Origin of the sequence: Ochrobactrum sp. CGA5 (genome assembly GCF_006345815.1) — a bacterium.
In the GTDB taxonomy this organism is placed as follows: domain Bacteria; phylum Pseudomonadota; class Alphaproteobacteria; order Rhizobiales; family Rhizobiaceae; genus Brucella.
The window spans coordinates 177968-199775 of the sequence record NZ_VCIG01000005.1 but is presented as its reverse complement, the minus strand read 5'-3'; the positions used below and the strand labels follow the sequence as shown (position 1 = coordinate 199775).

Here is a 21808-nt window from a genome sequence, read left to right as displayed (position 1 = left end):
TTTGTTCAACGTTGCGCCACCGGGCGAACAAGCGGGGTTACACGACGGATCGTGACGCGGCGATTTTCCTGTTCTGCGGCTTGCGTACGAATTTTGAGGAAGCGTTCGCCATAACCCTGTGTGACCAGATTTTCTGCGGGAATATCATAAACTTCCGTCAAAAGGCTCGCAACGGATTCAGCGCGCTTGTCGGATAGCACCAGATTTGAACGATCAGAACCGACTGCATCCGTATGCCCTTCAATGAAGAAGGTTTCGCCTGGGTCCTTTGCCAGCACTTTCTGCATGGCGGTTGCAACCTTACGCAACGTTTTGGCTTGCGACATCGACACTTCGGCACTACCCGTCGCGAAATGAATCGTATCTAGATCGATACGGCGTACCTTATCGCGCAGACGGGCAGAATGACGTACCTCGTCAATCGTATAGACGCGCTCCACACGTTCGACCGGGGGCATAGCAAGGAAATCATAGAAATCGCGATCAGGATCGTCCGCAACATCGATGATGTAATCCCGCACCGGAACAGTAAGGCGCATTGGGGGCAGTTCATAGCCTACATCGATAATCGAAGCGCGTGGATTGTCGTCGTATTCCGGCGCGTAGATCATCAGATATTCATTACCGTCCCGGTCGATACGGGAACGCTGCAGGATATCACCGTAACGATCATACACTGTGACAATCCGATATCCGCCCGGACGAACAATGGTTTCGCGGGTGCGTCCACGCGGTAGTTCATCATAAAAAGTCTGCTCCGCATCGCGACGCAATCTTGGACGATCATCACCGCGCACGAAGATGCGGTCACCCACATCCAGAATGACGCGATTATCCACTTCCTCAATGACTTTGACGTTCGTGACATTGTTGGTCGCGTTATTGACAGTTGTATTATTGATGACTGTATTGTTCACCACCGAGTTATTGATGATATTGGTGGTTTCCGGCACGGCAAAGACCGGCGCCTTCTCTATACGAGTGCCCTCTTCCTTCAGGTTGGCCTCGATCTTCTGCGGCAAGGCGGCCTTTACCTCCTCGGGAATAGCGACCTGTGCCGCCGCATCGTTTGCGGGAGCTGGTGCATTTTCCTCGGCGGAACGCAGCTGTTCGCGCTGCTTGCGACGCTCTTCACGCGACTGGTTTCCACCGGAATTGTCGGCATCCTTGTCACTGTCGAGAATGGCGGCGCCATTTTCTACTGGCAATACAACCGTGTCGTCCGTCTTGGCAGGGTCTTTCGCAATCTTTTGCTTTTCTTCGGTCGACCGCTGATCGACGATCTTCGGTGCTGGATTTTGCTCGCTTTCAGGTGATTGCGGTTCTTCGACCCGCTGCACGGGCTGGGTTTCATTTCTTGGCACCTTAGTCACTTCCGGTTCCCCCGGTTGAGCTTCTTCAGGATGCTCAATAATGGATTCTTCCGCACTTTCTTTCTGCGACGGTACTACCGGGGTTGCCTCTGTCGGTTTCTCCGCTGGCGTTTCCGCTTCCTGCGCCGGGGCCTCCTTAGCAGGCTTTTCGACTGCAGGTTGCTCGGGTTTAGCTTCTGGTTCTGCTGCTGGAGTCTCCTTTACCGGTTGCTCGGCCGACCCGGTCTGCCCTTGCGGCTCAGGGGCCTTGCGAGCAGCCTCCTCATCAGCCCTCTTCTGTTCTTCGGCGAGACGCTGCGCCTCTTCCTCCGCCTTTTTCTGCTCGGCAGCCTGCCGAGCTTGTTCTTCAGCCTGTTTCTGCGCTTCGCGTTCGGCGGCTTTCTGTTGCTCTTCAGCCTGGCGCTGAGCCTCTATTTCCGCAGCGCGCTTTTCCTCTTCTGCCTGACGCTGAACCTCCTCCTGAGCAGCCTTTTTCTGCTCTTCGGCTTGTCGGCGATTTTCTTCCTCGGCGGCACGCTGCTGTTCCTCAGCCCGACGTGCTTCTTCCTCCACTGCCTTTAGCTGTTCTTCAGCCTCGCGCTGTTGCTGCTGCAACTGTTCATCGGACGGCTGGTGGTCTCCATTTTCCTGAGCCAGCAGGATTGGAGCTGTCAGCGTATCTGCCAGTACGGGTTGCGCAAACATAGAGGCCGACAGAACCGGCACGGCAACTGTGGCAAGAAGCTTTGAACGAATAGACATAAATCCGTCTCCTTCTGGAAGGCAGAATTGATATGCGTCTTACCCTCACAATCGCGGGCAAAAACGCCGTAGGGTCGCCAGCGATAATTGTCGAATTGGGACAAATTCCGGCAACTTCACGAATCCGTTACCGCAATCCACATGAACGCGGGCTGAACTCAATCGTTCCGAAGCTCGGAGACTTGCCGCATTCTTCTGGCCAGAAGCTCAACACCTTCCGCAATGCGATTGATCGGAATGGAAGAATAGGCAATGCGGAAATAGCGGCATGGCCGGCCATCGCTCCAGAAGAACGGTGCCCCTGACTCGATCAACACACCATCCTCGCGCAGGTCACGTGCAAGCTTGTCGGCATCCATGCCCTCTGGACCCTCAATCCAGAATGCTGTGCCTCCGAATGCAGATTTTCCAGCGATTTTCATTCCTTCACGATTAAGGGCGTCAATCATGACGATATGACGTTTGTGATACTCAATCCTCATACGATGAATAACCGCATCATAGTGACCAAGCGCCAGAAAATAGGCGGCCGTACGCTGTAGATGGCCTGGCGGATGACGCAGCATAAGCGCACGCAACGCCCTCGCTTCGCGGATGACAGGTGCCGGTGCGACGAGATAACCGAGCCGAAGCCCGGGAAACAGCGACTTGGAAAAGCTGCCTGCATAGAGAACGCGACCATACTGGTCGAGCGATTTCAGCGCCGGTGTCGGCGGCTGTAGGAAGCTCATCTCAAACTCGTAATCATCTTCAACAATGACGAAGTCGCGTTTCGCCGCAGCCTCCAATAGAGCAACACGCCGCGCGCGCGGCATGGTGGCGGCTGTTGGAGACTGGTGACTTGGCGTAACGAAAACTGCATCAATCCCATCTGGCAACAGTTCCGGGGGTAAGCCGCTTTCATCAACGTCGAGCGCCGTCACCCGCGCTCCTGTCAGGTGAAGTGTGGCGCTGATATCAGGATGGCCCGGATTCTCGCATACGACATGCGAGTTTCGCGTCAAAAGCAAATGGCTTATTATCCAAAGCGCGTTCTGTGCGCCGACTGTAACCAGGATTTCATCCGGTTCTGCTCGTATTCCTCTGCTTGGCAGTGTGCGCGAACGGATATAGTTGACGAGCTCCACATCATCAGCGGCAGCAAAATCTCCCGCCATGAGGATGAAATCTTCCCGAGCCAGAGCGCGCCGGGCGCAATCGCGCCATGCGGCAAGATCGAACAAGGTCTGGTCCATCTGGCCGTAGAGAAACGGGTAGCGATACCGTCGCCAGTCAAGCGGTTTACGGATAGTCTTGGCAATGTTGAAACCAGGCCGCATCTTGGAAGACCAGTCAACGGCAGTATCCGGCGCCTGTAAGAAATCACTGTCAGGATGGCTGATCGGCGGCGTAGTGGCAACATGATAGCCACTGCGTGAACGCGCTTCCAGATACCCCTGAGATACAAGCTCCTGGTACGCCAAAGTTACCGTAAGGCGCGAGATTTTTAAATAATCGGCCAGCTTGCGGGTCGATGGCATACGAGAGCCAGGAAGCATTGCGCCCGAAAGAATTGCAGATACTGCGGTTTCACGGATCTGCGACTGTAATCCCGCATATCTGCTGCTGTCTATGAAGAATATTGTTGGCGAAACGGAAGCCAAAGTCTACTCCGCTTTTCAGTCAAAGATTATCATCAGGATCGCTTTATTTTTTCTGTTTCGGCTCAAACTTCGCAATAGCATTTCTTCATTCTGCTTCCTTCCGTGGAATAGTGCTGACGAGACACTACAATCGCCTAGCAGGAGTGGCTGCACTTTTTCTGAACTATTAACTGGACTTAATAACTATCCCAACTGGATATAAGCTAAATATAGGGATACGGCTATCGTTTGTAGCTGGAACTGCAGATTGGCGAAAAACGCCAACAGTCGTGACTAAGTCAGGCATGGTTCTTAAATGGAAGGGGAACTCCATGAACTATTTCAATAGCATAAAGCGTGCAGTGTTATTCTCGGCCGTAGCAGCGCTATCCACGTCAGCGGCCTATGCCGAAACTACGGTTGTGGTCGGCTATCAGCAGATCGTCGGACCGTTTCTGACGGCGATCGCCAACGGAAAGTTCGATGCAGCGGCCAAAGAGGCCGGATACAAGATTGATTGGCGCCAGTTCGCATCGGGCGGCGATATTTCAACGGCACTTGCGTCCGGGAACGTGCCGATCGGCGTTATCGGTTCAACAGGAATCGCGGCGGCCGCCACACGCGGTGTCGACCTTCAACTCTTCTGGATACTCGATAATATCGGGAAATCGGAAGCACTGGTAGCGCGCGAAGGATCAGGCATAGAAAAGCCGGAAGACCTCAAGGGCAAAAAGATCGGTGTGCCATTCGTCTCGACCTCGCACTTCCATCTGCTCGTGGGCATGAAAGATGTCTGGAAGATCAATCCGCGTGACGCGGAGATCCTCAACATGACACCGCCGCAGATTGTTGCCGCATGGCAACGCGGCGATATCGATGCGGCCTATGTCTGGCCCCCTGCTCTTTCTGAAATCCTAAAGACAGGCAAGGAAGTTGCTAATTCCGAAGAAATCGGCGCGAAAAGCGTCCCTACCTTCGACGGGCTTGTCGTGGACAAGAGCTTCGCCAGTGAAAATCCGAAATTCATGACCGCCTTTACTACTGTATTGAAAGATGCCTATGCCGACTACAAGGCGAATGGCAGCCAATGGACCGCAGACTCCGAACAGGTCAAAGGCATGGTCAAGCTGATCGGCGGCAATGCCGCTGATATACCCGGCGCACTCGCGCTGTTGTCCTTCCCCACAGTGGAAGAACAAGCGTCCCCGACATGGCTCGGTGGTGGCAAGGACAGCGGGGCGCTCAAGTCTATCACACAGAGCGCAAAATTCCTCGTCGATCAAAAGCAGCTCGACCAGGCTCTGGATGATTATAGCGGCAACGTAAATGGCAGTTTCGCCGAAACCGCCGCGAAGTAATTACGTGAAGTAATTCAAGCGCCTCCGCCAGTGGAATGCCTTGGGCAAGCCGCTGAATCGAGACGGTTCCTGCAGTGTTTTGCCTTCTGGCTTATGCCGGAACCGCTCCTTCGTTTCCGAAAGGTGACGTCATGGAAACCTTGAACGTATCGAATGTCAGTCTGACCTATCCCGGTCTTTATGTGGAAGAAGCCGTGATTGCGCTGAAGGGCGTCAATCTGCGCATCGACAGCGGTGATTTCGTGGTGGCGCTTGGTGCGTCCGGCTGCGGAAAGACCACACTTCTCAATCTCATGGCGGGATTCATGATCCCGTCATCTGGCGAAATTACACTGGGCGGAAGACAGGTGAGCGGTCCCGGTGCCGAGAGAGGTGTCGTGTTCCAGAAACACGCATTGCTTCCCTGGCTCAACGTAATCGACAACACCGAGTTCGGCCTCAAGCTCCAAGGCGTGCCGAAGGCGGAACGCCGTGCGCGCGCCAGCAAGAATCTGGCCCTTGTCGGCCTGCAGGATTTCCACAATCACAAAATCTACCAGCTTTCCGGTGGTATGCAGCAGCGTGTCGGCATTGCCCGCGCACTGACCTGCGATCCGGCGATGCTGCTCATGGATGAGCCCATGGCAGCGCTCGATGCCCTCACCCGCGAAACAATTCAGGAATTGCTTCTGCGGGTGTGGCAAGTGACCAATAAAATGTTCTTCTTCATCACTCACAGCGTCGAAGAGGCGTTGTTCCTCGGTTCGCGGCTGATCGTCATGTCGCCGCGTCCCGGACGGATCACCCACACCTATGATCTGGATTTCAACCGGCGCTTTCTGGAATGCGGTGACGCGCGTGCCGTCAAGTCCAGTCCCGACTTCATCAAGATGCGTGAGACAATTCTGGGGATTATCTATGGCGATGAACGTGCATCAGGAAACCCGGAACTGGTCCATGCTTGAGTTCCTAACTCGAGCACGACCAGTCAAACCCGGTAAAATCTATGGCGCCCCCGGCGACGGCAATAGCGGCTTCATCAGCCTTGTGACGGCGCTGACATTGCTGGGGCTATGGTTTCTCGTGACGGGAATGGGCTGGGTCAAGCCGCTGTTTCTTCCCTCCCCCTTCGCGGTCTATGGAAAATTCATGGTCGCCATGACCGACGGCGTGGCAAACTCCACTCTTGCCGAACATACACTTGCCAGCCTTGGTCGCGTATTGGGCGCCTTCGCGATTGCCTGTATCACGGCAATTCCCATCGGTATCATGATGGGAATGAGCAGCTTCGTTCGTGGCGTGTTGGACCCGATTATCGAGTTTTACCGACCGCTACCGCCGCTTGCCTATCTGCCCCTGATTATTATCTGGCTCGGTATCGGCGAATTCCCGAAGGTGTTCCTCATCTTCCTCGCGATCTTCGCGCCAATGGCAATAGCGGCTAGAGCGGGAGTGCGCTCGGTCTCTACGGAACAAATCCATGCCGCCTATGCGATGGGCGCATCCCGGACACAAGTGATAACGCAAGTCATCATGAAAGCGGCCATGCCTGAAATCTTCACCGGCATGCGCATCGGGATCGGCGTGGGTTGGACAACACTGGTCGCGGCGGAAATGGTGGCGGCGCATCGCGGTCTTGGCTTCATGGTGCTCAACGCGGCACAGTTTCTGGCCAGCGACACAGTCATCATGGGCATCATCGTCATCGGTGTGTTCGCTTTCGCCTTCGACCTTTTGATCCGTTACCTGGAAAAGGTCCTCATCCCATGGAAGGGCAAAATCTGATGGCGCTGCAACCGCTTTAACCGACCCGACCGAAATCTCATTTGCAACATCAATCGCGCGGCAATTCTGCCGCGCCACGGGGAAGCTTTGCCCGAAATCAGGGCAGATTTCAGACGTATCAAGGAGCATTCGCATGTCCGCCGGACAACTTACAGAAAAGCATTTTTCCGATCTCTTCGACGCCTTCAACCGGCATGACATCGACGCGATCATGGCCTTCTTCGCCGATGATTGCGTGTTCTACACCATCGGCGGCGAGGAAGTTTACGGCACCCGTCTCGAAGGCAAGGATGCCATCGCCAAGGCTTTCTCCGGTGTTTGGGCTGCCATGCCCGATGTGAAGTGGGATGGACACAGACACTTCGTGAGCGGCGACCGTGCCGTGTCCGAATGGACCTTTCGCGGAACGGATGCCAACGGCGCGCGCGTCGAGGCCGAGGGATGCGATCTTTTCACACAGCGCGACGGCAAGATCGTCCGCAAGCAGGCATTCCGCAAGAGCCGGCCTTTGCTGAAGGCGTAAGCCGCAACAATGTCCGTCGGTGATTTGGAGGACCGACATATGGATACTCACACTCGCAACTGTTTCTCTGCCGCCCAGCCATTCGACCCCGCCTATGACCCGGTGGTTTCGAAGACGCCCGGACAAGGCCGCGACTATGCCCCTACCTACTGGATCGGCACCGCCGGACCGGCGCCGGAAGACGATGGTCCTATTCGCGGCGACGTCGATGCCGATGTCGTTATCGTCGGCTCAGGCTATACTGGTCTTTCGGCAGCGATCCACCTCGCCCGAGATCACGGTGTTAAAGCCGTGGTGCTGGAGGCAAACGGTGTCGCCTGGGGATGCAGCACTCGCAATGGCGGTCAAGCACAGATTTCAGCCGGTCGACTCAAGCGTTCGCAATGGATCGAACGCTGGGGTGTGGACGTCGCCCGTAAGTTGCATAAGGAGATTGCCGAAGGGTTCGATCTTTTTCGCGCACTCATTGCCGAACCGGAAGTCGATTGTGATCCGCAGGATGGCGGTCATCTGTACATCGCCCATCGCAACAAAGTCATTCCTTCGCTGGAGAAAGAATCGCGACTGCTGAACGACGTATTCGGTTACCGGACCCGCATGGTCGGCCGCGACGAGATTCACCGTGATTTCATCCGGGATCAGGAAGCCTGCGGCGCGATGTACGAACCGGACGGCGTTGGCATTCACGCGGCAAAGCTCGCTTTCGGCTATCTGCGCCTTGCCCGAAAGCTCGGCGCAAAGGTGCACACAGCAAGCCCGGTTCTCAGTTGCTTTAAGAACGGGAATGTTTTCCATCTCAACACGCCCAACGGTACGGTCAAGGCGCGACAGGTATGCTTTGCAACAGCGGGATACACTTCTCCAGACCTGCATCCTCTTACCCGTTATCGGCTAATGCCTATACTGTCGAACTCTGTGGTGACCCGACCGCTAACGCCGGACGAACTTGAAGCATGTGGCCCGAGGACCGGTATTCCTCTGACCGACACGCGCACGCTTCGCCACTATTATCGGTTTCTGCCCGATGGGCGGATGCAGATTGGCAGCCGCAGTGCCATTACGGGGGCCGACGCTCCAAACCCGAAACACTATCATCTGTTGCTGGCCGGCCTTTACAGAAAGTTCCCGGCCCTCAAAGGCATCAAGATCGATTATTCATGGTGGGGATGGGTCGATGTCAGTCATGACATGATGCCCCGTATCTATCGTCCTGATCCGAAGCAGGAAATCTATTATGCCATGGGCTATGGCGGCAACGGCGTGATGTATTCCGCGCAAGCCGGACGCCGGGTCGCTCAATTGATGGCCGGTCAAGGACAGGAACTGGACCTGCCGATCTTCACCTCTGAACTGCCGAGCTACGGCATGCTGACGCCATTCAGGCGCATAGGCCAGCGCGCAATGTATCGCTGGTATGCGCTGAAAGATGAAGTTCTCTGAATTCCAAGGAAAGGTACGCGCCATGAAGATGACGACGGAAGAAGCGTTTGTTAAGGTTTTGCAGATGCATGGCATAGAGCATGCATTCGGGATCATCGGTTCAGCAATGATGCCGGTTTCGGATTTGTTTCCAAAGGCCGGGATTACGTTCTGGGACTGTGCCCATGAGACGAATGCGGCGCTGATCTGCGACGGTTATACGCGTGTGACGGGCAAGATGGGCATGGCTATTGCCCAGAACGGTCCGGGCGTGACCGGCTTCGTCACCGCGATCAAGACAGCCTACTGGAACCACACGCCGATGCTGCTGGTTACGCCGCAGGCGGCCAACAAGACCATCGGCCAGGGCGGCTTTCAGGAAGTGGGCCAGATGGCGCTGTTCGAGGAGATGGTCTGCTATCAGGAAGAAGTACGCGATGCGACCCGCATTCCCGAAGTGCTGAACCGGGTGATCGAGAAGGCATGGCGCGGCTGTGCACCGGCACAGATCAACGTTCCACGCGATTTCTGGACCCAGGTTATCGATGTAGACCTGCCGCAAATCGTGCGGCTGGAACGTCCCAGCGGTGGGCGCGAGGCAATTTCCGAGGCCGCGAAGCTTCTGACAGAAGCAAAATTCCCGGTCATCCTCAACGGGGCCGGTGCCGTCATCGGGGGCGCGATTCCAGAAGCCATCGCACTTGCCGAAAGGCTTGATGCGCCGGTCTGCTGCGGCTATCAGCACAATGATGCCTTTCCTGGTAGCCATCCGCTGGCCGCAGGTCCGCTCGGCTATAACGGTTCCAAGGCCGCGATGGAATTGATCGTCAAGGCTGATGTGGTTCTGGCGCTCGGCACCCGCCTCAATCCGTTCTCGACGCTCCCCGGCTATGGCATCGACTACTGGCCGAAGGACGCAAAGATCATTCAGATCGACATCAATCCCGACCGCATCGGTCTCACCAAGAAAATCTCCGTCGGCATTTGCGGCGACGCCAAACAGGTTGCGCAGCAAATCCTTGACCAGCTTGGAGCCAACGCCGGCAATGCCGGGCGCGACGAGCGCAAGCAGCTCATCCATCAGCGCAAGTCCGCCTGGCTGCAACAGCTTTCCTCGATGGATCACGAGGATGACGATCCGGGTACACAGTGGAACGCAGAAGCAAGAGAGCGCGAGAAGGACCGCATGTCGCCGCGACAGGCATGGCGCGCCATTCAGGCAGGCATGCCGAAGAACGCCATCATGTCCACCGACATCGGCAATAATTGTGCCATCGGCAATGCCTATCCAAGCTTCGAACACGGACGCAAATATCTGGCGCCGGGCATGTTCGGCCCCTGCGGTTACGGCTTCCCGTCCATCGTCGGCGCCAAGATCGGTCAGCCCGACACGCCGGTGGTCGGCTTCGCCGGGGATGGTGCGTTCGGCATCTCCATGAACGAGATGACCTCCATCGGTCGCAAGGGTTGGCCTGCGATCACCATGGTCATCTTCCGCAACTATCAGTGGGGTGCCGAAAAGCGCAACACGACGCTGTGGTACGATAACAACTTCGTCGGCACCGAGCTCAATCCGAACCTGAGCTACGCCAAGGTGGCGGATGGCTGCGGCCTCAAGGGCGTGACTGTCGATAGCCAGCAGGCGCTGACCGAAGCCTTGCAGACGGCAATCGACGAACAGGCCAAGGGGGTGACTACCTTCATCGAAGTCGTGCTCAATCAGGAACTGGGCGAACCTTTCCGCCGTGATGCGATGAAGAAGCCCGTCGTCGTGGCTGGCATCGACAAAGCCGACATGCGCCAACAAATGCCGGTCTGAACCAGTCCGTCAATGATCAGGCCGGGAGAACGACTCCCGGCCATTCCAGAGAAACATATATCCATGCTGCCGTTGGAAACGATTTTTGAGAAAGCCCGGTCAAGGCCACGTCACATTGTGCTGGCGGAAGGCGAAGAGCCGCGCATCATCGATGCGGCATTGCGAGCCGAGCACGAAGCCATTGCCCGCATCACACTGCTGGGGTCTGAAAGCATCATCGGCAGACAGATCGACGGCTCCAAGATTGCCATCATCGATCCAAAGACGTCTAACCTAAGCGCGGACTACGCGCAGAAGCTCTATCAGCTGCGTCAGGCCAAGGGCATGACAACAGAACAGGCCGAAGCGATGGTGAAGTCACCTCTCGGCTTTGCCGCCATGATGGTGCGGGAGGGCGATGCGGACGGGACGGTCGCCGGTGCCGTTGCAACGACAGCGGATGTGGTGCGTCATGCCTTGCAGATCATCGGCAAGGCCGAAGGCGCTTCACTTGTCTCGAGCTTCTTCCTGATGCTGTTGTGCCAGTCGCATCATCAAAAGAAAGGCGCTTTCGTCTTTGCCGATTGCGGTCTCGTGGTGGAACCGGATTGCGCGCAGCTTGCCGATATCGCCATCCAGTCGGCCGATTCATACCGCCATCTGACCGAGAAAGATGCAGCGGTTGCCATGCTGTCCTTCTCCACCGGAGGTAGCGCCGCCCATGAACGTGTGTCAAAGGTCGTTCAGGCAACCCGGATGGTGCGTGAACGGAAGCCCGATCTGTGCATCGATGGTGAATTGCAGTTCGACACGGCGTTCGTGGAGGCGATCAGCCATGCCAAATCACCGGACTCTCCGCTGAAGGGCAACGCCAATGTCTTCGTGTTCCCCAATCTCGAAGCCGCCAATATCGGCTACAAGATCGCCCAGCGTATCGGGGGCGCACAGGCCATCGGACCTATACTACAGGGCCTCGCCAAACCCGCAAACGACCTTTCCCGCGGCTGCAGCGCTGACGATGTCCTCCATATGATCGCTATCACAGTCAATCAGGCAATCTGAAGGACATCGAGCCGCTACTTGCGGGCTACTAAGGCTTCAGGAACCGCGTGGCAATGCCGTAGAGAAACTGTGGCAATACCGTGAAGGCATAGGGCGCATAGACCCGCTCCAGTCGCTGATGATACTCCCGCCCCCACGGTCCGATATTCACCACCGGATAGGAAAGCGCCTGTGGATTGGCACAGTCGATAAACTGAGCGGCGGGCGTGTTCTCTGCGATGACTTCGCTGTCCGCCGCGTCTGGAATGTGACCAAAGAAGCTCATGTCTGAAATTCCGGCAAAGATTTCGCGATACCGGATTGTCGTATCGAACTGATGTTCGATATCCACACGAGCGGTTTCCACGGCTTTGGCAAAACGCTGCTCTTCAACGGTCTCTGCCCCCATATGAACATGCGGATAGACGAGGCTCCCGAAACCGATAATGACCGTCGGTCCTGTAATACGTGCCTCTGCAACCATGGCATTGACGAGCTCTCGTGTAATAAGAAGCGGGTTGTCGCTGCTTGAAAGTTCAGCTTCCAGTGCGGCTATCCGTTTGAGTGCGGCATCGCTGCCGATACGCCGGACCTCGGCGCGCAACTCAGCCGTAGTCAGAATCCGACCCTTGTGATTGGCATCTGCATCACTGCCAACCAGCTTTGCAAAACGGTCTGCCTCGACATTAAAGTGCTTGATCGCACGATCGAGGGCCTCGCCGACCACCGCCTTGAACCGCTGGAACAAAGAATCTGGCGAAACGGAATGGGTAAGCCAGTTGAAGGCGATCCAAGTTCTTTCCGGCGTTGTGACTTCATAGCCGCCGCGGAAATCCCGCGCTTCAAGGCAGATTGGAGGCGGCGAAATTTCGCCATCCGCCGTATCGCAAAGAGCTGCATTGGCTTCCACCGCCCGCATGATTTCGGACGCGATAAGATGTGCGCTGACGCCTTCAAACGGATAGCTCGCATGGGATGGCTGTCCGACCACAAAGGCGAAGGGAAGCTGTTTGCCTATCGTACCCCGATAGATGGCTCGACCTTCCGCACCGTCGCCTTGGTCGCTTGTTGCATCCAGATTGATACCGGCGACGATATCCAGCCCCCAGCGTCCGGCAAGTTCAGGCAAGGCATCGCGAAGGCTGCGCATTCCTCGCGAACCGCGCTCTTCGTCGGGAGTCGCAAAAAGGATCAGATTGCCCTCGCGATCCGGCTGTTGCGAAAAACGCTCCAGTGTGGCGATACCAGCGGCAACGCCGCTCTTCATGTCGAGCATGCCGCGTCCGGGAATGTAATTCCCACTCTGGAAGTCGGCGAGCGCCTTTTCCTCGTTCGGAGCAAGCGGACGGCTGGTAAGATCGGCTAGAAGTGCCTCCAGTAAAGCATCCGGTTCAAAAGCCAGATGTTTCAAGTCGCGATAGTTTGCAGTTTCCACCACATCGAAATGCCCTGCCAGAGCCAGGGTTCTACGCCCTGCGCCACGGACGACCGCGATGACATTCTTGGTCATCGGTGAACCATGGCTGTCAATGACAGCAATGTCGTCCGGATTTTTCTGGAAATAGGGAATCTCGCGCAAAAGCTCGGCAAGCTTCGGACCGAACGATGCCTCGTCCGGCGTTCCGGTCTCGCTTGGCCATTTCACCATGCGATAAGAGAGTTCTCGTACCCGTTCTGTCGGGTTCCATTCATTTGGGGATACCACGATCTTTCCTCGCTCAATAGTCGCCCGTTTCCGTACCCTGAAGAAGGCACAGACGGGTCTACAATCTGATCTAAACGTCGACTTACTGGTTGAGATGCTTTCTCAGGAACGCTCTCGTTCTTTCGTTTTCCGGATTACTGAAGATCACATCCGGCTTGCCTTCCTCGACCACGATGCCCTTGTCCATGAACAGCACCTTATCGGAAACTTCAGCGGCAAAGCGCATTTCATGGGTCACGATGAGCATGGTCATATGTTCCTGCGCGAGCTGCTTCATCACCTGATTGACTTCCTCGACCAGTTCAGGGTCGAGCGCGGAAGTCGCTTCGTCGAACAACATGACTTTCGGCTGCATCGCAAGTGCGCGGGCAATGGCTACACGTTGTTTTTGCCCGCCTGAAAGACGTGACGGGTACATGGCAGACTTGTCGGCAAGGCCCACCTTTTTCAAAAGCGAAACGGCCAGCTCCTGTGCTTCATGCTTGCTCTTGCCCTTCAGTTTGATGGGGCCGAGCGTGATATTTTCCATGACATTGAGATGCGGAAACAGATTGAAGTGCTGGAAAACCATGCCCATCTGCTGGCGCACAGCATTGATGTGCCGCTCGAATGCACGCCCTTGCAACTGCTGATTTACCTGAACGCCGTCTAACAAAATCTGGCCTGAGTTGACCGTTTCGAGATGGTTGATGGAGCGTAGCAATGTACTTTTACCGGAACCGGAAGGCCCAATAATGGCGATGATCTGTCCACGTTCTACCGACAGATTGATGCCCTTGAGAACCTCAAGTGCGCCATAAGCCTTGTGGACGTCGCGCACTTCAACCATGGGTTTACTATGACTCATCGGTAAGCCTCGACTTTCTTTTCCATCCAGTGCAATCCGGCTTCCAGGATGAGATTGAGTATGTAGAAGATCACTGCAGCAGTGATGTAGAATTCAAACGGGCTATAGGTTTCACTGATCGCTTGCTGTGATGCATGCACCAGCTCGGTAATGCCGATCACCGACACGAGTGCCGTATCTTTCAATAGCGCAATCAGATTGTTTCCCACCTGCGGCAGCGCGTTGCGGACAGCTTGTGGTACAATGATGTAGCGCAGCGTCTGACCATTGCCGAAGCCTAGCGAGCGGGCGCCTTCATTCTGTCCCGGATCGACAGTCAGTATGGCGGTGCGGAAAATATCCGAATTATAAACAGCGAAATGCAAGCCAAGGCCAATGACGCCAGTCCATACGGCCGGAATGTTGATGCCGATCTGCGAGAGACCATAGTAGAGCAGAAACAGTTGCAGAAGCAGCGGCGTGCCCATGAACAGCCAGATGAAAAAGCGGACCGGATAGCGTATCAGCCAGTTGCCGTAGAGAACGAGCAAGGCAAATGCGATGCCACCGAAGAAGCTGACAATGGACGAGGATACGGCGATGATGAGCGTCCACCAGACGCCGGTCATCAGGAGCTCAGTATAGGGCGGAACGATTGAGAAATCGAGTTGCATGATACCACCGCCTATTTGAGTGCGTAGCGAGCTTCGAGAAAATCGACGAAGCGTGCGACGGTATAAATGAGGACCATGTAGATGGCCGCGGCGATGCCGAAAATTTCAAACGGACGATAGGTCGAGCCTATGAAACGCTGCGCCGTATAGGTCAATTCGACTACAGAGATCGCGGAAACCAGAGCAGACCCCTTGATCAGCATGACGGTATTGACACCGAGCGACCGGATCATGAGCCTGGCCGCTTGTGGTAACACCACAAAGCGCATCGATTGTCCGTTACTGAAGCCAATGGAACGGGCAGCTTCGTTCTGGCCGGCATCCACCGTCAGAATTGCGCCCCGCATGGCTTCGGCATAATAGGCGCCGATATTAAGCCCCAGCCCGATGGCGCCGGCTGCGAATGGCTCAAGATTGATGCCGATCTGCGGTCCGCCGAAATAGAGAACGAAAAGCTGTAACAGACAGGGTGTGCCGCGAAACACGCTGACATAGGTAGTTCCGATAAAGCGCAGCGGCCAGAAGCGTGACAGTTTCGCCGATGTGGCAAGCGCGCCGACGCTCAAACCGATGAGAATGGCAAGCGCCGAGATTTCTACGGTTACCAGCGCGGCCTCCAGAAAATATGGAAAGACCTCCGCCATCAAAGAGAAATTCATAATCTCCCCTTTCCTGTCTGAAAACCAGCCGGAAAGACATTTTGCCGGGACGCATATTTAAAAGCCGTCCCGGCATGGGTTTCATGCGCTTAGCGGATGTCGCGGCCAATCCACTTGGTCGAGATTTTCTCGTAGGTGCCGTCGGCTTTCATATCGTCGAGAGCCTTGTTGATCGCAGCCTTCAGCTCGGGATTACCCTTGCGCAAAGCAATACCTACATTGTCCGTACCCTGAAGTTCCGGCGTATCGAGCTGACGAACCTTTTCACCGCTCTCCTTGATGGCGATCAGGATCGGAATGTCATCCGAAGCGATGGCGTCTACGCGGCCAGAACGGAGCTCAAGCAACAGTTCGGGAATGCCCTTATAGGTGCGAACCGTCCAGCCGCCCTGCTCGCGCGCCCACTTGTCACTGGTTTCACCAAGCGTGACGGCGATGGTCTTGCCCTGCTTCAGTTCGTCCATGGACTTGACCGGTGATGCTTCCGTCACGAAGATGCCACGACCACCGCGATAGTAAGGACCAGCGAAATCGACGGCCTTTTCTCGTTCCGGCGTAATGCTCATGCTGCCGACGACAACATCGAACTTGCCTGCGCGAAGCCCCGCAATGATTCCGTCAAAAGCGGTGGTAACGACAACTGGTTTCACCTCAAGGCGCTTGGCGATTTCGGTGCCAATATCGACGTCAAAGCCAACAACCTGGTTCTGGCCATCAACAAAGCTGAATGGCGGGAAAACGCCACTCATACCAATACGTAATTCACCGCTCTGCTTGACCTTTTCAAGGTCGTCCGCATGAGCGGGAGAGAGTAGCATGAGCGCACCGACACCAGCCGCAATGAGTGAAGACAGAAGGGTTTTCATTTCGTTTTCTCCTAAGTAATCGTAACGCGATCACGGGCGATGCCCGTTCCGAGCGCCCAGATGGACGCGCTTTTCCAGATCTTCGACGCCCAACGGGCGGCGGCCAATTTCTCGGGAAAACCGTTTCGGAACAGGCAGGATTGATGCGCCTGGTTATCCAGGAGCGGGAGAAAGCACAACTCCATCAATCCACCTCCGAAGTTCCCCTGCCAGTTGCATTGCTGCTTATCCGGCTTGTTTGTTTTCAGCACGCTAACGGAGCAAAGGGTCAACGAAAACGTCAATTCTGTATAGAAATATTCAGTTTTCTGCGATAAACGCAATCAAACTGGTGAAATCGTCAGATGGCGGTATGGTGATGGATGACCTGGATCAACGATTAATATCGGAACTGCGTATCAATGCGCGTGCATCTATTCCGACTCTCGCCAGTATCCTGGGTGTGGCGCGGGGTACAATTCAAAGCCGGATGGAACGCCTGATTGCATCGGGTGTTATTGCTGGCTTTACAGTCCGTTTGAAGGATCATGGTTCCAGTGACATGATCCGCGGCATCATGATGATTGAACTGACCGGGCGAAACATCAAAAGCGTGATAGCTACTCTACGCAAGAACCCCGGCTTTTCCGCAGTGAACACTACAAATGGAACCTGGGACCTGATCGCCGAGATCGAAGTCCCCAACATGAACGAGTTCCACCGGCTCGTAACAGGCATCCGTGCCATGGATGGGATAGCGAAGTCCGAGACGCATATCTTTCTCGGACCCGCCTGAACCGTTCGCGACCTATTCCGCCGCTGCTGGCACATAACCGAACTGCATGATGGCGTCAGGCGCAGTAACGCCCGGCAGAATACACCCGTCATCTACCGGCGCACCCATCTGGATGGTCATAGGAATGACGCCAGCCCAGATTGGCAGCGCATAATCGGCGTTGTCGTCCTTTGGTGGACCGGAACGGACCTTCGCCGAGGCTTCGCTCAGTTCGAGTTCCAGAAGCATGGTGGCCTTCAGCTCCTTTGCCGTCATCGGACGCAAACATTCCCAGCGACCAGGAAAAAGGCCGTTCACGAAACTACGGAGGTGATGTTCCTTCGCCGCGATGTCCGAAACTTTACGAGCGGTCCCAAAAGCCATGACTGAGCGATAGTTGCAGGAATGATGAAACGCGGAACGGGCGAGAACCAGCCCGTCGAGCAACGTAAAGCTTACGCAGACTTCCGCCTCGTTGCAGCTTTCTAGCATACGGCTCGCGGACGACCCATGCCAGTAAATGAAATTACCCTCCCGCCAGACAAGCGTCGGCGTGACATAGGGCGCTCCGTGGAACATATAGGCCACGTGTGCCAGAGGTTGGGCGTCGATGATTGCGTGAACCGTGGCTGCATCATAGGCGCCGCGCTCATGCAACCGCTTTACACGGCTACGTTCGGTAGGGGGGATCGTCATGGCCAGTTTTTCTCCTTTATCTTCGGCCAAGCTGCCTGCATAGTGGCATTTATAAAATAACCACCTTACACGAATAAGATAATGCCAATTTCCAATACGCTTCCAGAGTTCGGAATTGATCGGGCCAGCGACGTCTCGCTCACCGCCCAACTGGTTGAGCAGATAAGACAAGCGGTTTTAGCTGGACGCCTGAAGCCCGACGCAAGGCTGCCGTCTACCCGTGCGTTGTCTCTGGAACTTGGCCTGTCACGAACAACCGTTCTCGCGGCATTCGATCAATTGATCGCGGAAGGCTATCTGGAAGGACGCCAGGGTTCAGGAACCCATGTCACCGCCGAACTTCCCGACACCAGCCTGACCGTTGACCAACCGCCCCTTCACGCGATGGTCCAGCCTCGGTTAGATCGTGAAGAGGCGAAAGCGTTTCGGCTTGGCGTATTCGATAGCGATCATTTCCCGCACAACGAGTGGGCCAGGCTGATCGGGCGCATCTGGCGTAATCCTTCCCCCGATCTATTAAGCAGCGACGATGTATTCGGCTTTCATCCACTGCGATCATCTCTGGCCCGCCATTTGCACGAATGGCGCGGTATGATTGTGTCACCGGAACAGATCATCATCACCGGCGGTAGCGCAGACGCTCTTAGTCTTATCCGGGAAGCGGTGTTCGGACCTTGTGACAAGCTATGGATGGAAGAACCGGGATATCCACCGGCGCACAAGATACTCGGCGTGAATGGCCTCGAAATCGTTCCTGTACCCGTTGATGGTGCAGGCCTGGATGTTTCCGCCGGCAGGAACAAGGCCGATAATGCGCGCGGTGTTTTTGTTACACCTGCACGGCATCATCCGACAGGCGTAACCATGAGTTTGGGACGCCGCCTGGAGCTGATTGCCTGGGCAAGAGAAAATGATGCGATAATCATCGAAGACGATTACGACAGCGAGCATCGTTATGTTGGCCTACCTCTGCCAGCGCTCACGTCACTTGATCCAGACCGGATTCTGTATATTGGCAGCTTTTCCAAAGTTTTCTCGCCGCTACTGCGGTTAGGTTTCCTGATCGTACCATCACATATGACCGCTCTATTCAGAGCTCTGCGACATAGTTTGTTCCCGGCACCGTCGCCGCTGGCTCAGCCAGCATTGGCCAGTTTCATAGAAACGGGAGCTTTTGCGCAACACATCAGACGCATGCGTCGCTTGCACGCATCGCGGCGCCGTAAACTGATTACCGCACTTGCACCCGGAGAGCCGAACCTTTTTCGGATAGAGGCTCCTCCCGCGGGCTTATCATTGCTGTTGGCTTTGCCAGACGGACAAAGCGATACACGCCTCGCCACGCTCCTGTCAGAAGCTGGTATTGAGGTGCAGCCATTATCAGCGCTCTACACGAAACTGAAGCCACGCCAAGGGCTTATCCTCGGCTTCTCAGGATTTGAAGAAAGCAGATTAGAGAATTCTGCAACAGCACTGATAAAAATTCTCAAACAATCCGATTAGAGTAGCCGCATTAGTAATTTCGTAAACTTTGGATTCAGCATTTCCCGGTAAGCTTTAGTTAGCAATTAGCTCGCAAGGAGCGTTGCAGCCCATTTGTTTTGCGTTACGGGTGCTCATGCGTTCTTCAGTTGTATCAGTCATCGCCCTTGCCTGCGCCACTTTGACAGGCTGCACATCAAGTTCCGGCATCGACAGCATCATGCTGCAGTCGAAGACTTCGGCTGAGACGACGAGTTCAGTAGCGCGCCCGGTTCCGCCGGCTCCTCTGAGCGAAATTGCAAGCACACCGCAACCGATGCCGGCCGTCGAGCAGGAAGAAGTTCTCGCTTGGGCTGGCCCCATACCTGATGCGGGTCCATTCAAGTCCGAGCCGTCGGCTCCCATTACGCCGCAACCAAAACCACAAGAGGACGCCCAAGAGCGCATCGCGATTCCGAAGCCGGAAGTCGCGGCCTATCCACCGGTGCGCCTTAAACCGCAGGAACGCTCAAAAGTCTACAGTCATCGTTTCCGCGATGCAAAGCCGATTAATTTCGGACGCTCTTCTCCACGCAAACTGGCCGTGCACGGCGTGGACGTCTCCCGCTGGCAAGGGGATATCGACTGGGTGAAGCTGCGCACGCAAGGTGCAAATTTCGCCTATATCAAAGCAACTGACGGAGGCGATCACCTCGATCCTATGTTCCGGAAGAACTGGCGCGCGGCGAAAGCCGCAGGCATCAAACGCGGCGCATACCACTTTTTCTATTGGTGTCGCGTGGCGAGTCAGCAGGCCGACTGGTTCATTCGCAATGTTCCCAAGGAAGCCGATGCCCTTCCACCTGTCATCGATGTCGAATGGAACGGCGATTCCTCCTGCAAGCGGCGACCTTCTCCGGCGCAAGTGCGCGAAAAGATGCAGGTTTTCATGGACCGGCTGGAACAGCACTACGGCAAGAGACCGATCATCTATACCGCGCCTGATTTCTATGATGACAATCTGAAAGGTGCCTTTACTAACTATCCATTCTGGCTGCGTGCCGTCGCCCAGCATCCGTCCAAGGTCTATCCGGGTCGCCCGTGGACCTTCTGGCAGTATTCGGGATCTGGCCTGTCACAGGGCGTTGACGGCAAGATCGACTTGAACGTTTTCCACGGCTCCGAGGACGACTGGCACAGATGGCTCGCGCGCGCTGCCAGTTAAACGCTCGTAAGGCTGACAAGAGGTCCATTTGAGTAGATCATAACAGGTAAGGCGTAACACCTAGGACTACTAAGGGCGGGCTTGCGTTGAAAACTTGTCTTTGCAAGTCCTGCCATCAATCGGGTAAATTCTGGTCGCGCCTTCCCTGTCTCGCGCTCTTAACGCTTTCCGATATTTTCCAGGTCGTAAGGCGTCGACTGATACATCTCGTTGATCCAGTTTCCAAAAAGAAGATGCGCGTGGCTTCGCCAGCGGTTTTCGGGCTGTCGTGTCGCGTCGTCCTCCGGGAAATAGTTCGCTGGAACCTTCGTGTCGGGCTGAACCTGGATATCGCGAAAATATTCATCCGCGAGCGATGTGGTATCGTACTCAACATGATTAAACATATGCAGCGAACGGTGATGCGGGTCGTCTAACAGGCAGAGACCGGTCTCTGGACTATCGACCAACACCTTCAATCCGCTATCAACCGGAATGTCGCTCTTGCGTACCTCAGTCCATCGCGAAACCGGGATTTTGAAATCATCCGAAAATCCGCGCAGATATGGCGATGACGGTGCAAGATTGCGCTGACTATAAACGCCGGACGCCTTACCCGGCAGTTCGTATTTGCCCATGCCATGAAAATGATGGACGGCGGCCTGTGCAGCCCAGCATATGTTCAGCGTCCGATGCACATTGGTCTGCGTCCAGTTGAAGATGCGCTGCATTTCGTCCCAATAGGTAACCTCCTCGAACTCCAGGCGCTCAACCGGAGCACCGGTGATAACAAAACCATCAAAACGTTGATCCTGCACATCTTCCCACGGTTGGTAGAAGGACAGCATGTGATCGGCTGGCGTATGGCGCGCCACATGGTTGGTAATGCGAACAAGGGTCAGTTCCACTTGCAGCGGAGTGGCCCCGAGGAGTCGCGCAATCTGGGTCTCGGTGGTGACCTTGTTGGGCATCAGATTGAGAAGGCCGATCTTCAGGGGCCGAATATCCTGACGAATGGCATCTGCTTCGCGCATGACCATTACACCCTCAGCCTGGAGAACACTGGTTGCTGGCAGATCATCAGGAATTTTAATTGGCATGTCGCGTCGGTCCTATTTTAGGTTGGGAAGGACGCGAGTGGCTTAATCCGTATACTTGCCGGTTTGGCCACATCCTCTCTTCAAAGAGAGTACCACCTTGCCCGGAGAGGCAGGTTGGCGTTGGGCGTCTCCCCAACTCTTGATGCGATGTCACTTCTACTTAAACTCTTTGATAGTAGCAATAGGGTTTTAGTGTTACCTTAAAATGTATAAGGAATTTCCGT

At 55.4% G+C, this 21808-nt stretch carries 19 protein-coding genes and 1 riboswitch; of the genes, 10 read left to right on the top strand and 9 right to left on the bottom strand.

Annotated elements, in window-relative coordinates:
- Positions 1–5: 5 nt before the first annotated feature.
- Together FJQ48_RS05650 and FJQ48_RS05645 are read right to left on the bottom strand one after the other, a co-directional pair.
- Positions 6–2114: an OmpA family protein gene (locus FJQ48_RS05650; protein ID WP_139974224.1), complete on the bottom strand. Its 2109-nt coding sequence runs from the start codon at positions 2112–2114 to the stop codon at positions 6–8.
- A gap of 158 nt (positions 2115–2272) precedes the next feature.
- Positions 2273–3757, bottom strand: a complete 1485-nt coding sequence (locus FJQ48_RS05645; protein ID WP_139974223.1) for a PLP-dependent aminotransferase family protein — start codon at positions 3755–3757, stop codon at positions 2273–2275.
- 311 nt (positions 3758–4068) lie between these two features.
- Here FJQ48_RS05645 and tauA point away from each other — a divergent pair, with 311 nt between their 5' ends.
- The 7 genes from tauA (at position 4069) to pta (ending at position 11660) form a co-directional block, all read left to right on the top strand.
- Positions 4069–5094 carry a taurine ABC transporter substrate-binding protein gene (gene tauA, locus FJQ48_RS05640; RefSeq protein WP_139974222.1) on the top strand — a complete coding sequence of 342 codons (1026 nt, stop codon included), beginning with the start codon at positions 4069–4071 and terminating at the stop codon, positions 5092–5094.
- A gap of 131 nt (positions 5095–5225) precedes the next feature.
- On the top strand, positions 5226–6038 hold the full coding sequence (locus FJQ48_RS05635) for a taurine ABC transporter ATP-binding protein (protein ID WP_139974221.1): 813 nt from the start codon (positions 5226–5228) through the stop codon (positions 6036–6038).
- Complete coding sequence (locus FJQ48_RS05630; protein ID WP_139974220.1) at positions 6031–6858, top strand: ABC transporter permease subunit; 828 nt, start codon at positions 6031–6033, stop codon at positions 6856–6858. The genes FJQ48_RS05635 and FJQ48_RS05630 overlap by 8 nt, the downstream gene beginning before the upstream one ends.
- Positions 6859–6991: 133 nt before the next feature.
- Positions 6992–7381: a nuclear transport factor 2 family protein gene (locus FJQ48_RS05625; RefSeq protein ID WP_139974219.1), complete on the top strand. Its 390-nt coding sequence runs from the start codon at positions 6992–6994 to the stop codon at positions 7379–7381.
- A gap of 39 nt (positions 7382–7420) precedes the next feature.
- On the top strand, positions 7421–8821 hold the full coding sequence (locus tag FJQ48_RS05620; RefSeq protein ID WP_139974218.1) for an FAD-binding oxidoreductase: 1401 nt from the start codon (positions 7421–7423) through the stop codon (positions 8819–8821).
- A gap of 22 nt (positions 8822–8843) precedes the next feature.
- Positions 8844–10619: a sulfoacetaldehyde acetyltransferase gene (gene xsc, locus FJQ48_RS05615; protein ID WP_139974217.1), complete on the top strand. Its 1776-nt coding sequence runs from the start codon at positions 8844–8846 to the stop codon at positions 10617–10619.
- A gap of 63 nt (positions 10620–10682) precedes the next feature.
- Complete coding sequence (gene pta / locus FJQ48_RS05610) at positions 10683–11660, top strand: phosphate acetyltransferase (protein WP_139974216.1); 978 nt, start codon at positions 10683–10685, stop codon at positions 11658–11660.
- Between the two features lie 28 nt (positions 11661–11688).
- On the opposite strand, the gene FJQ48_RS05605 is transcribed toward pta, so the two are convergent.
- The 5 genes from FJQ48_RS05605 to FJQ48_RS05585 all read right to left on the bottom strand — a co-directional run bounded on the left by FJQ48_RS05605 (position 11689) and on the right by FJQ48_RS05585 (position 16369).
- Positions 11689–13287, bottom strand: coding sequence for a M20/M25/M40 family metallo-hydrolase (locus FJQ48_RS05605; RefSeq protein WP_139974608.1), 1599 nt, complete (start codon positions 13285–13287; stop codon positions 11689–11691).
- A 139-nt stretch (positions 13288–13426) separates the two neighbouring features.
- Positions 13427–14191 (bottom strand): amino acid ABC transporter ATP-binding protein, encoded by a 765-nt coding sequence (locus tag FJQ48_RS05600; RefSeq protein ID WP_139974215.1) that lies wholly within the window; start codon positions 14189–14191, stop codon positions 13427–13429.
- A complete protein-coding gene (locus FJQ48_RS05595; protein ID WP_139974214.1) occupies positions 14188–14844 on the bottom strand; it encodes an amino acid ABC transporter permease in 657 nt (218 codons plus the stop codon). The genes FJQ48_RS05600 and FJQ48_RS05595 overlap by 4 nt, the downstream gene beginning before the upstream one ends.
- A gap of 11 nt (positions 14845–14855) precedes the next feature.
- Positions 14856–15503: an amino acid ABC transporter permease gene (locus tag FJQ48_RS05590; protein ID WP_139974213.1), complete on the bottom strand. Its 648-nt coding sequence runs from the start codon at positions 15501–15503 to the stop codon at positions 14856–14858.
- Positions 15504–15592: 89 nt separating this feature from the next.
- Complete coding sequence (locus FJQ48_RS05585; RefSeq protein ID WP_139974212.1) at positions 15593–16369, bottom strand: ABC transporter substrate-binding protein; 777 nt, start codon at positions 16367–16369, stop codon at positions 15593–15595.
- Between the two features lie 358 nt (positions 16370–16727).
- Here FJQ48_RS05585 and FJQ48_RS05580 point away from each other — a divergent pair, with 358 nt between their 5' ends.
- On the top strand, positions 16728–17144 hold the full coding sequence (locus FJQ48_RS05580) for an Lrp/AsnC family transcriptional regulator (RefSeq protein ID WP_139974607.1): 417 nt from the start codon (positions 16728–16730) through the stop codon (positions 17142–17144).
- A gap of 12 nt (positions 17145–17156) precedes the next feature.
- Here the strand turns inward: FJQ48_RS05580 and FJQ48_RS05575 are convergent, their stop codons facing one another.
- Positions 17157–17819 carry a pyridoxamine 5'-phosphate oxidase family protein gene (locus FJQ48_RS05575; protein ID WP_139974211.1) on the bottom strand — a complete coding sequence of 221 codons (663 nt, stop codon included), beginning with the start codon at positions 17817–17819 and terminating at the stop codon, positions 17157–17159.
- Between the two features lie 81 nt (positions 17820–17900).
- Here FJQ48_RS05575 and FJQ48_RS05570 point away from each other — a divergent pair, with 81 nt between their 5' ends.
- Together FJQ48_RS05570 and FJQ48_RS05565 are read left to right on the top strand one after the other, a co-directional pair.
- Positions 17901–19322 (top strand): PLP-dependent aminotransferase family protein, encoded by a 1422-nt coding sequence (locus tag FJQ48_RS05570; RefSeq protein ID WP_139974210.1) that lies wholly within the window; start codon positions 17901–17903, stop codon positions 19320–19322.
- Positions 19323–19437: 115 nt separating this feature from the next.
- Positions 19438–20505 (top strand): GH25 family lysozyme, encoded by a 1068-nt coding sequence (locus FJQ48_RS05565; RefSeq protein WP_139974209.1) that lies wholly within the window; start codon positions 19438–19440, stop codon positions 20503–20505.
- Between the two features lie 158 nt (positions 20506–20663).
- Here the strand turns inward: FJQ48_RS05565 and metA are convergent, their stop codons facing one another.
- Positions 20664–21584, bottom strand: a complete 921-nt coding sequence (metA, locus tag FJQ48_RS05555; protein WP_139974208.1) for a homoserine O-succinyltransferase — start codon at positions 21582–21584, stop codon at positions 20664–20666.
- A 41-nt stretch (positions 21585–21625) separates the two neighbouring features.
- Positions 21626–21735, bottom strand: a riboswitch (SAM-I-IV-variant riboswitch).
- Between the last annotated feature and the right edge of the window lie 73 nt (positions 21736–21808).

Bases quoted from the DNA above. Each gene is read 5' to 3' on its own strand.
- FJQ48_RS05590 (WP_139974213.1), bottom strand. From the start codon at position 15,503: ATGAATTTCTCTTTGATGGCGGAGGTCTTTCCATATTTTCTGGAGGCC.
- metA (WP_139974208.1), bottom strand. From the start codon at position 21,584: ATGCCAATTAAAATTCCTGATGATCTGCCAGCAACCAGTGTTCTCCAG.
- FJQ48_RS05625 (WP_139974219.1), top strand. From the start codon at position 6,992: ATGTCCGCCGGACAACTTACAGAAAAGCATTTTTCCGATCTCTTCGAC.
- pta (WP_139974216.1), top strand. From the start codon at position 10,683: ATGCTGCCGTTGGAAACGATTTTTGAGAAAGCCCGGTCAAGGCCACGT.
- FJQ48_RS05570 (WP_139974210.1), top strand. From the start codon at position 17,901: ATGCCAATTTCCAATACGCTTCCAGAGTTCGGAATTGATCGGGCCAGC.
- FJQ48_RS05620 (WP_139974218.1), top strand. From the start codon at position 7,421: ATGGATACTCACACTCGCAACTGTTTCTCTGCCGCCCAGCCATTCGAC.
- xsc (WP_139974217.1), top strand. From the start codon at position 8,844: ATGAAGATGACGACGGAAGAAGCGTTTGTTAAGGTTTTGCAGATGCAT.
- FJQ48_RS05605 (WP_139974608.1), bottom strand. From the start codon at position 13,287: ATGGTGAAATGGCCAAGCGAGACCGGAACGCCGGACGAGGCATCGTTC.
- FJQ48_RS05565 (WP_139974209.1), top strand. From the start codon at position 19,438: ATGCGTTCTTCAGTTGTATCAGTCATCGCCCTTGCCTGCGCCACTTTG.
- FJQ48_RS05575 (WP_139974211.1), bottom strand. From the start codon at position 17,819: ATGACGATCCCCCCTACCGAACGTAGCCGTGTAAAGCGGTTGCATGAG.
- FJQ48_RS05630 (WP_139974220.1), top strand. From the start codon at position 6,031: ATGCTTGAGTTCCTAACTCGAGCACGACCAGTCAAACCCGGTAAAATC.
- FJQ48_RS05580 (WP_139974607.1), top strand. From the start codon at position 16,728: ATGGATGACCTGGATCAACGATTAATATCGGAACTGCGTATCAATGCG.
- FJQ48_RS05595 (WP_139974214.1), bottom strand. From the start codon at position 14,844: ATGCAACTCGATTTCTCAATCGTTCCGCCCTATACTGAGCTCCTGATG.
- FJQ48_RS05585 (WP_139974212.1), bottom strand. From the start codon at position 16,369: ATGAAAACCCTTCTGTCTTCACTCATTGCGGCTGGTGTCGGTGCGCTC.
- FJQ48_RS05635 (WP_139974221.1), top strand. From the start codon at position 5,226: ATGGAAACCTTGAACGTATCGAATGTCAGTCTGACCTATCCCGGTCTT.
- FJQ48_RS05600 (WP_139974215.1), bottom strand. From the start codon at position 14,191: ATGAGTCATAGTAAACCCATGGTTGAAGTGCGCGACGTCCACAAGGCT.
- tauA (WP_139974222.1), top strand. From the start codon at position 4,069: ATGAACTATTTCAATAGCATAAAGCGTGCAGTGTTATTCTCGGCCGTA.
- FJQ48_RS05650 (WP_139974224.1), bottom strand. From the start codon at position 2,114: ATGTCTATTCGTTCAAAGCTTCTTGCCACAGTTGCCGTGCCGGTTCTG.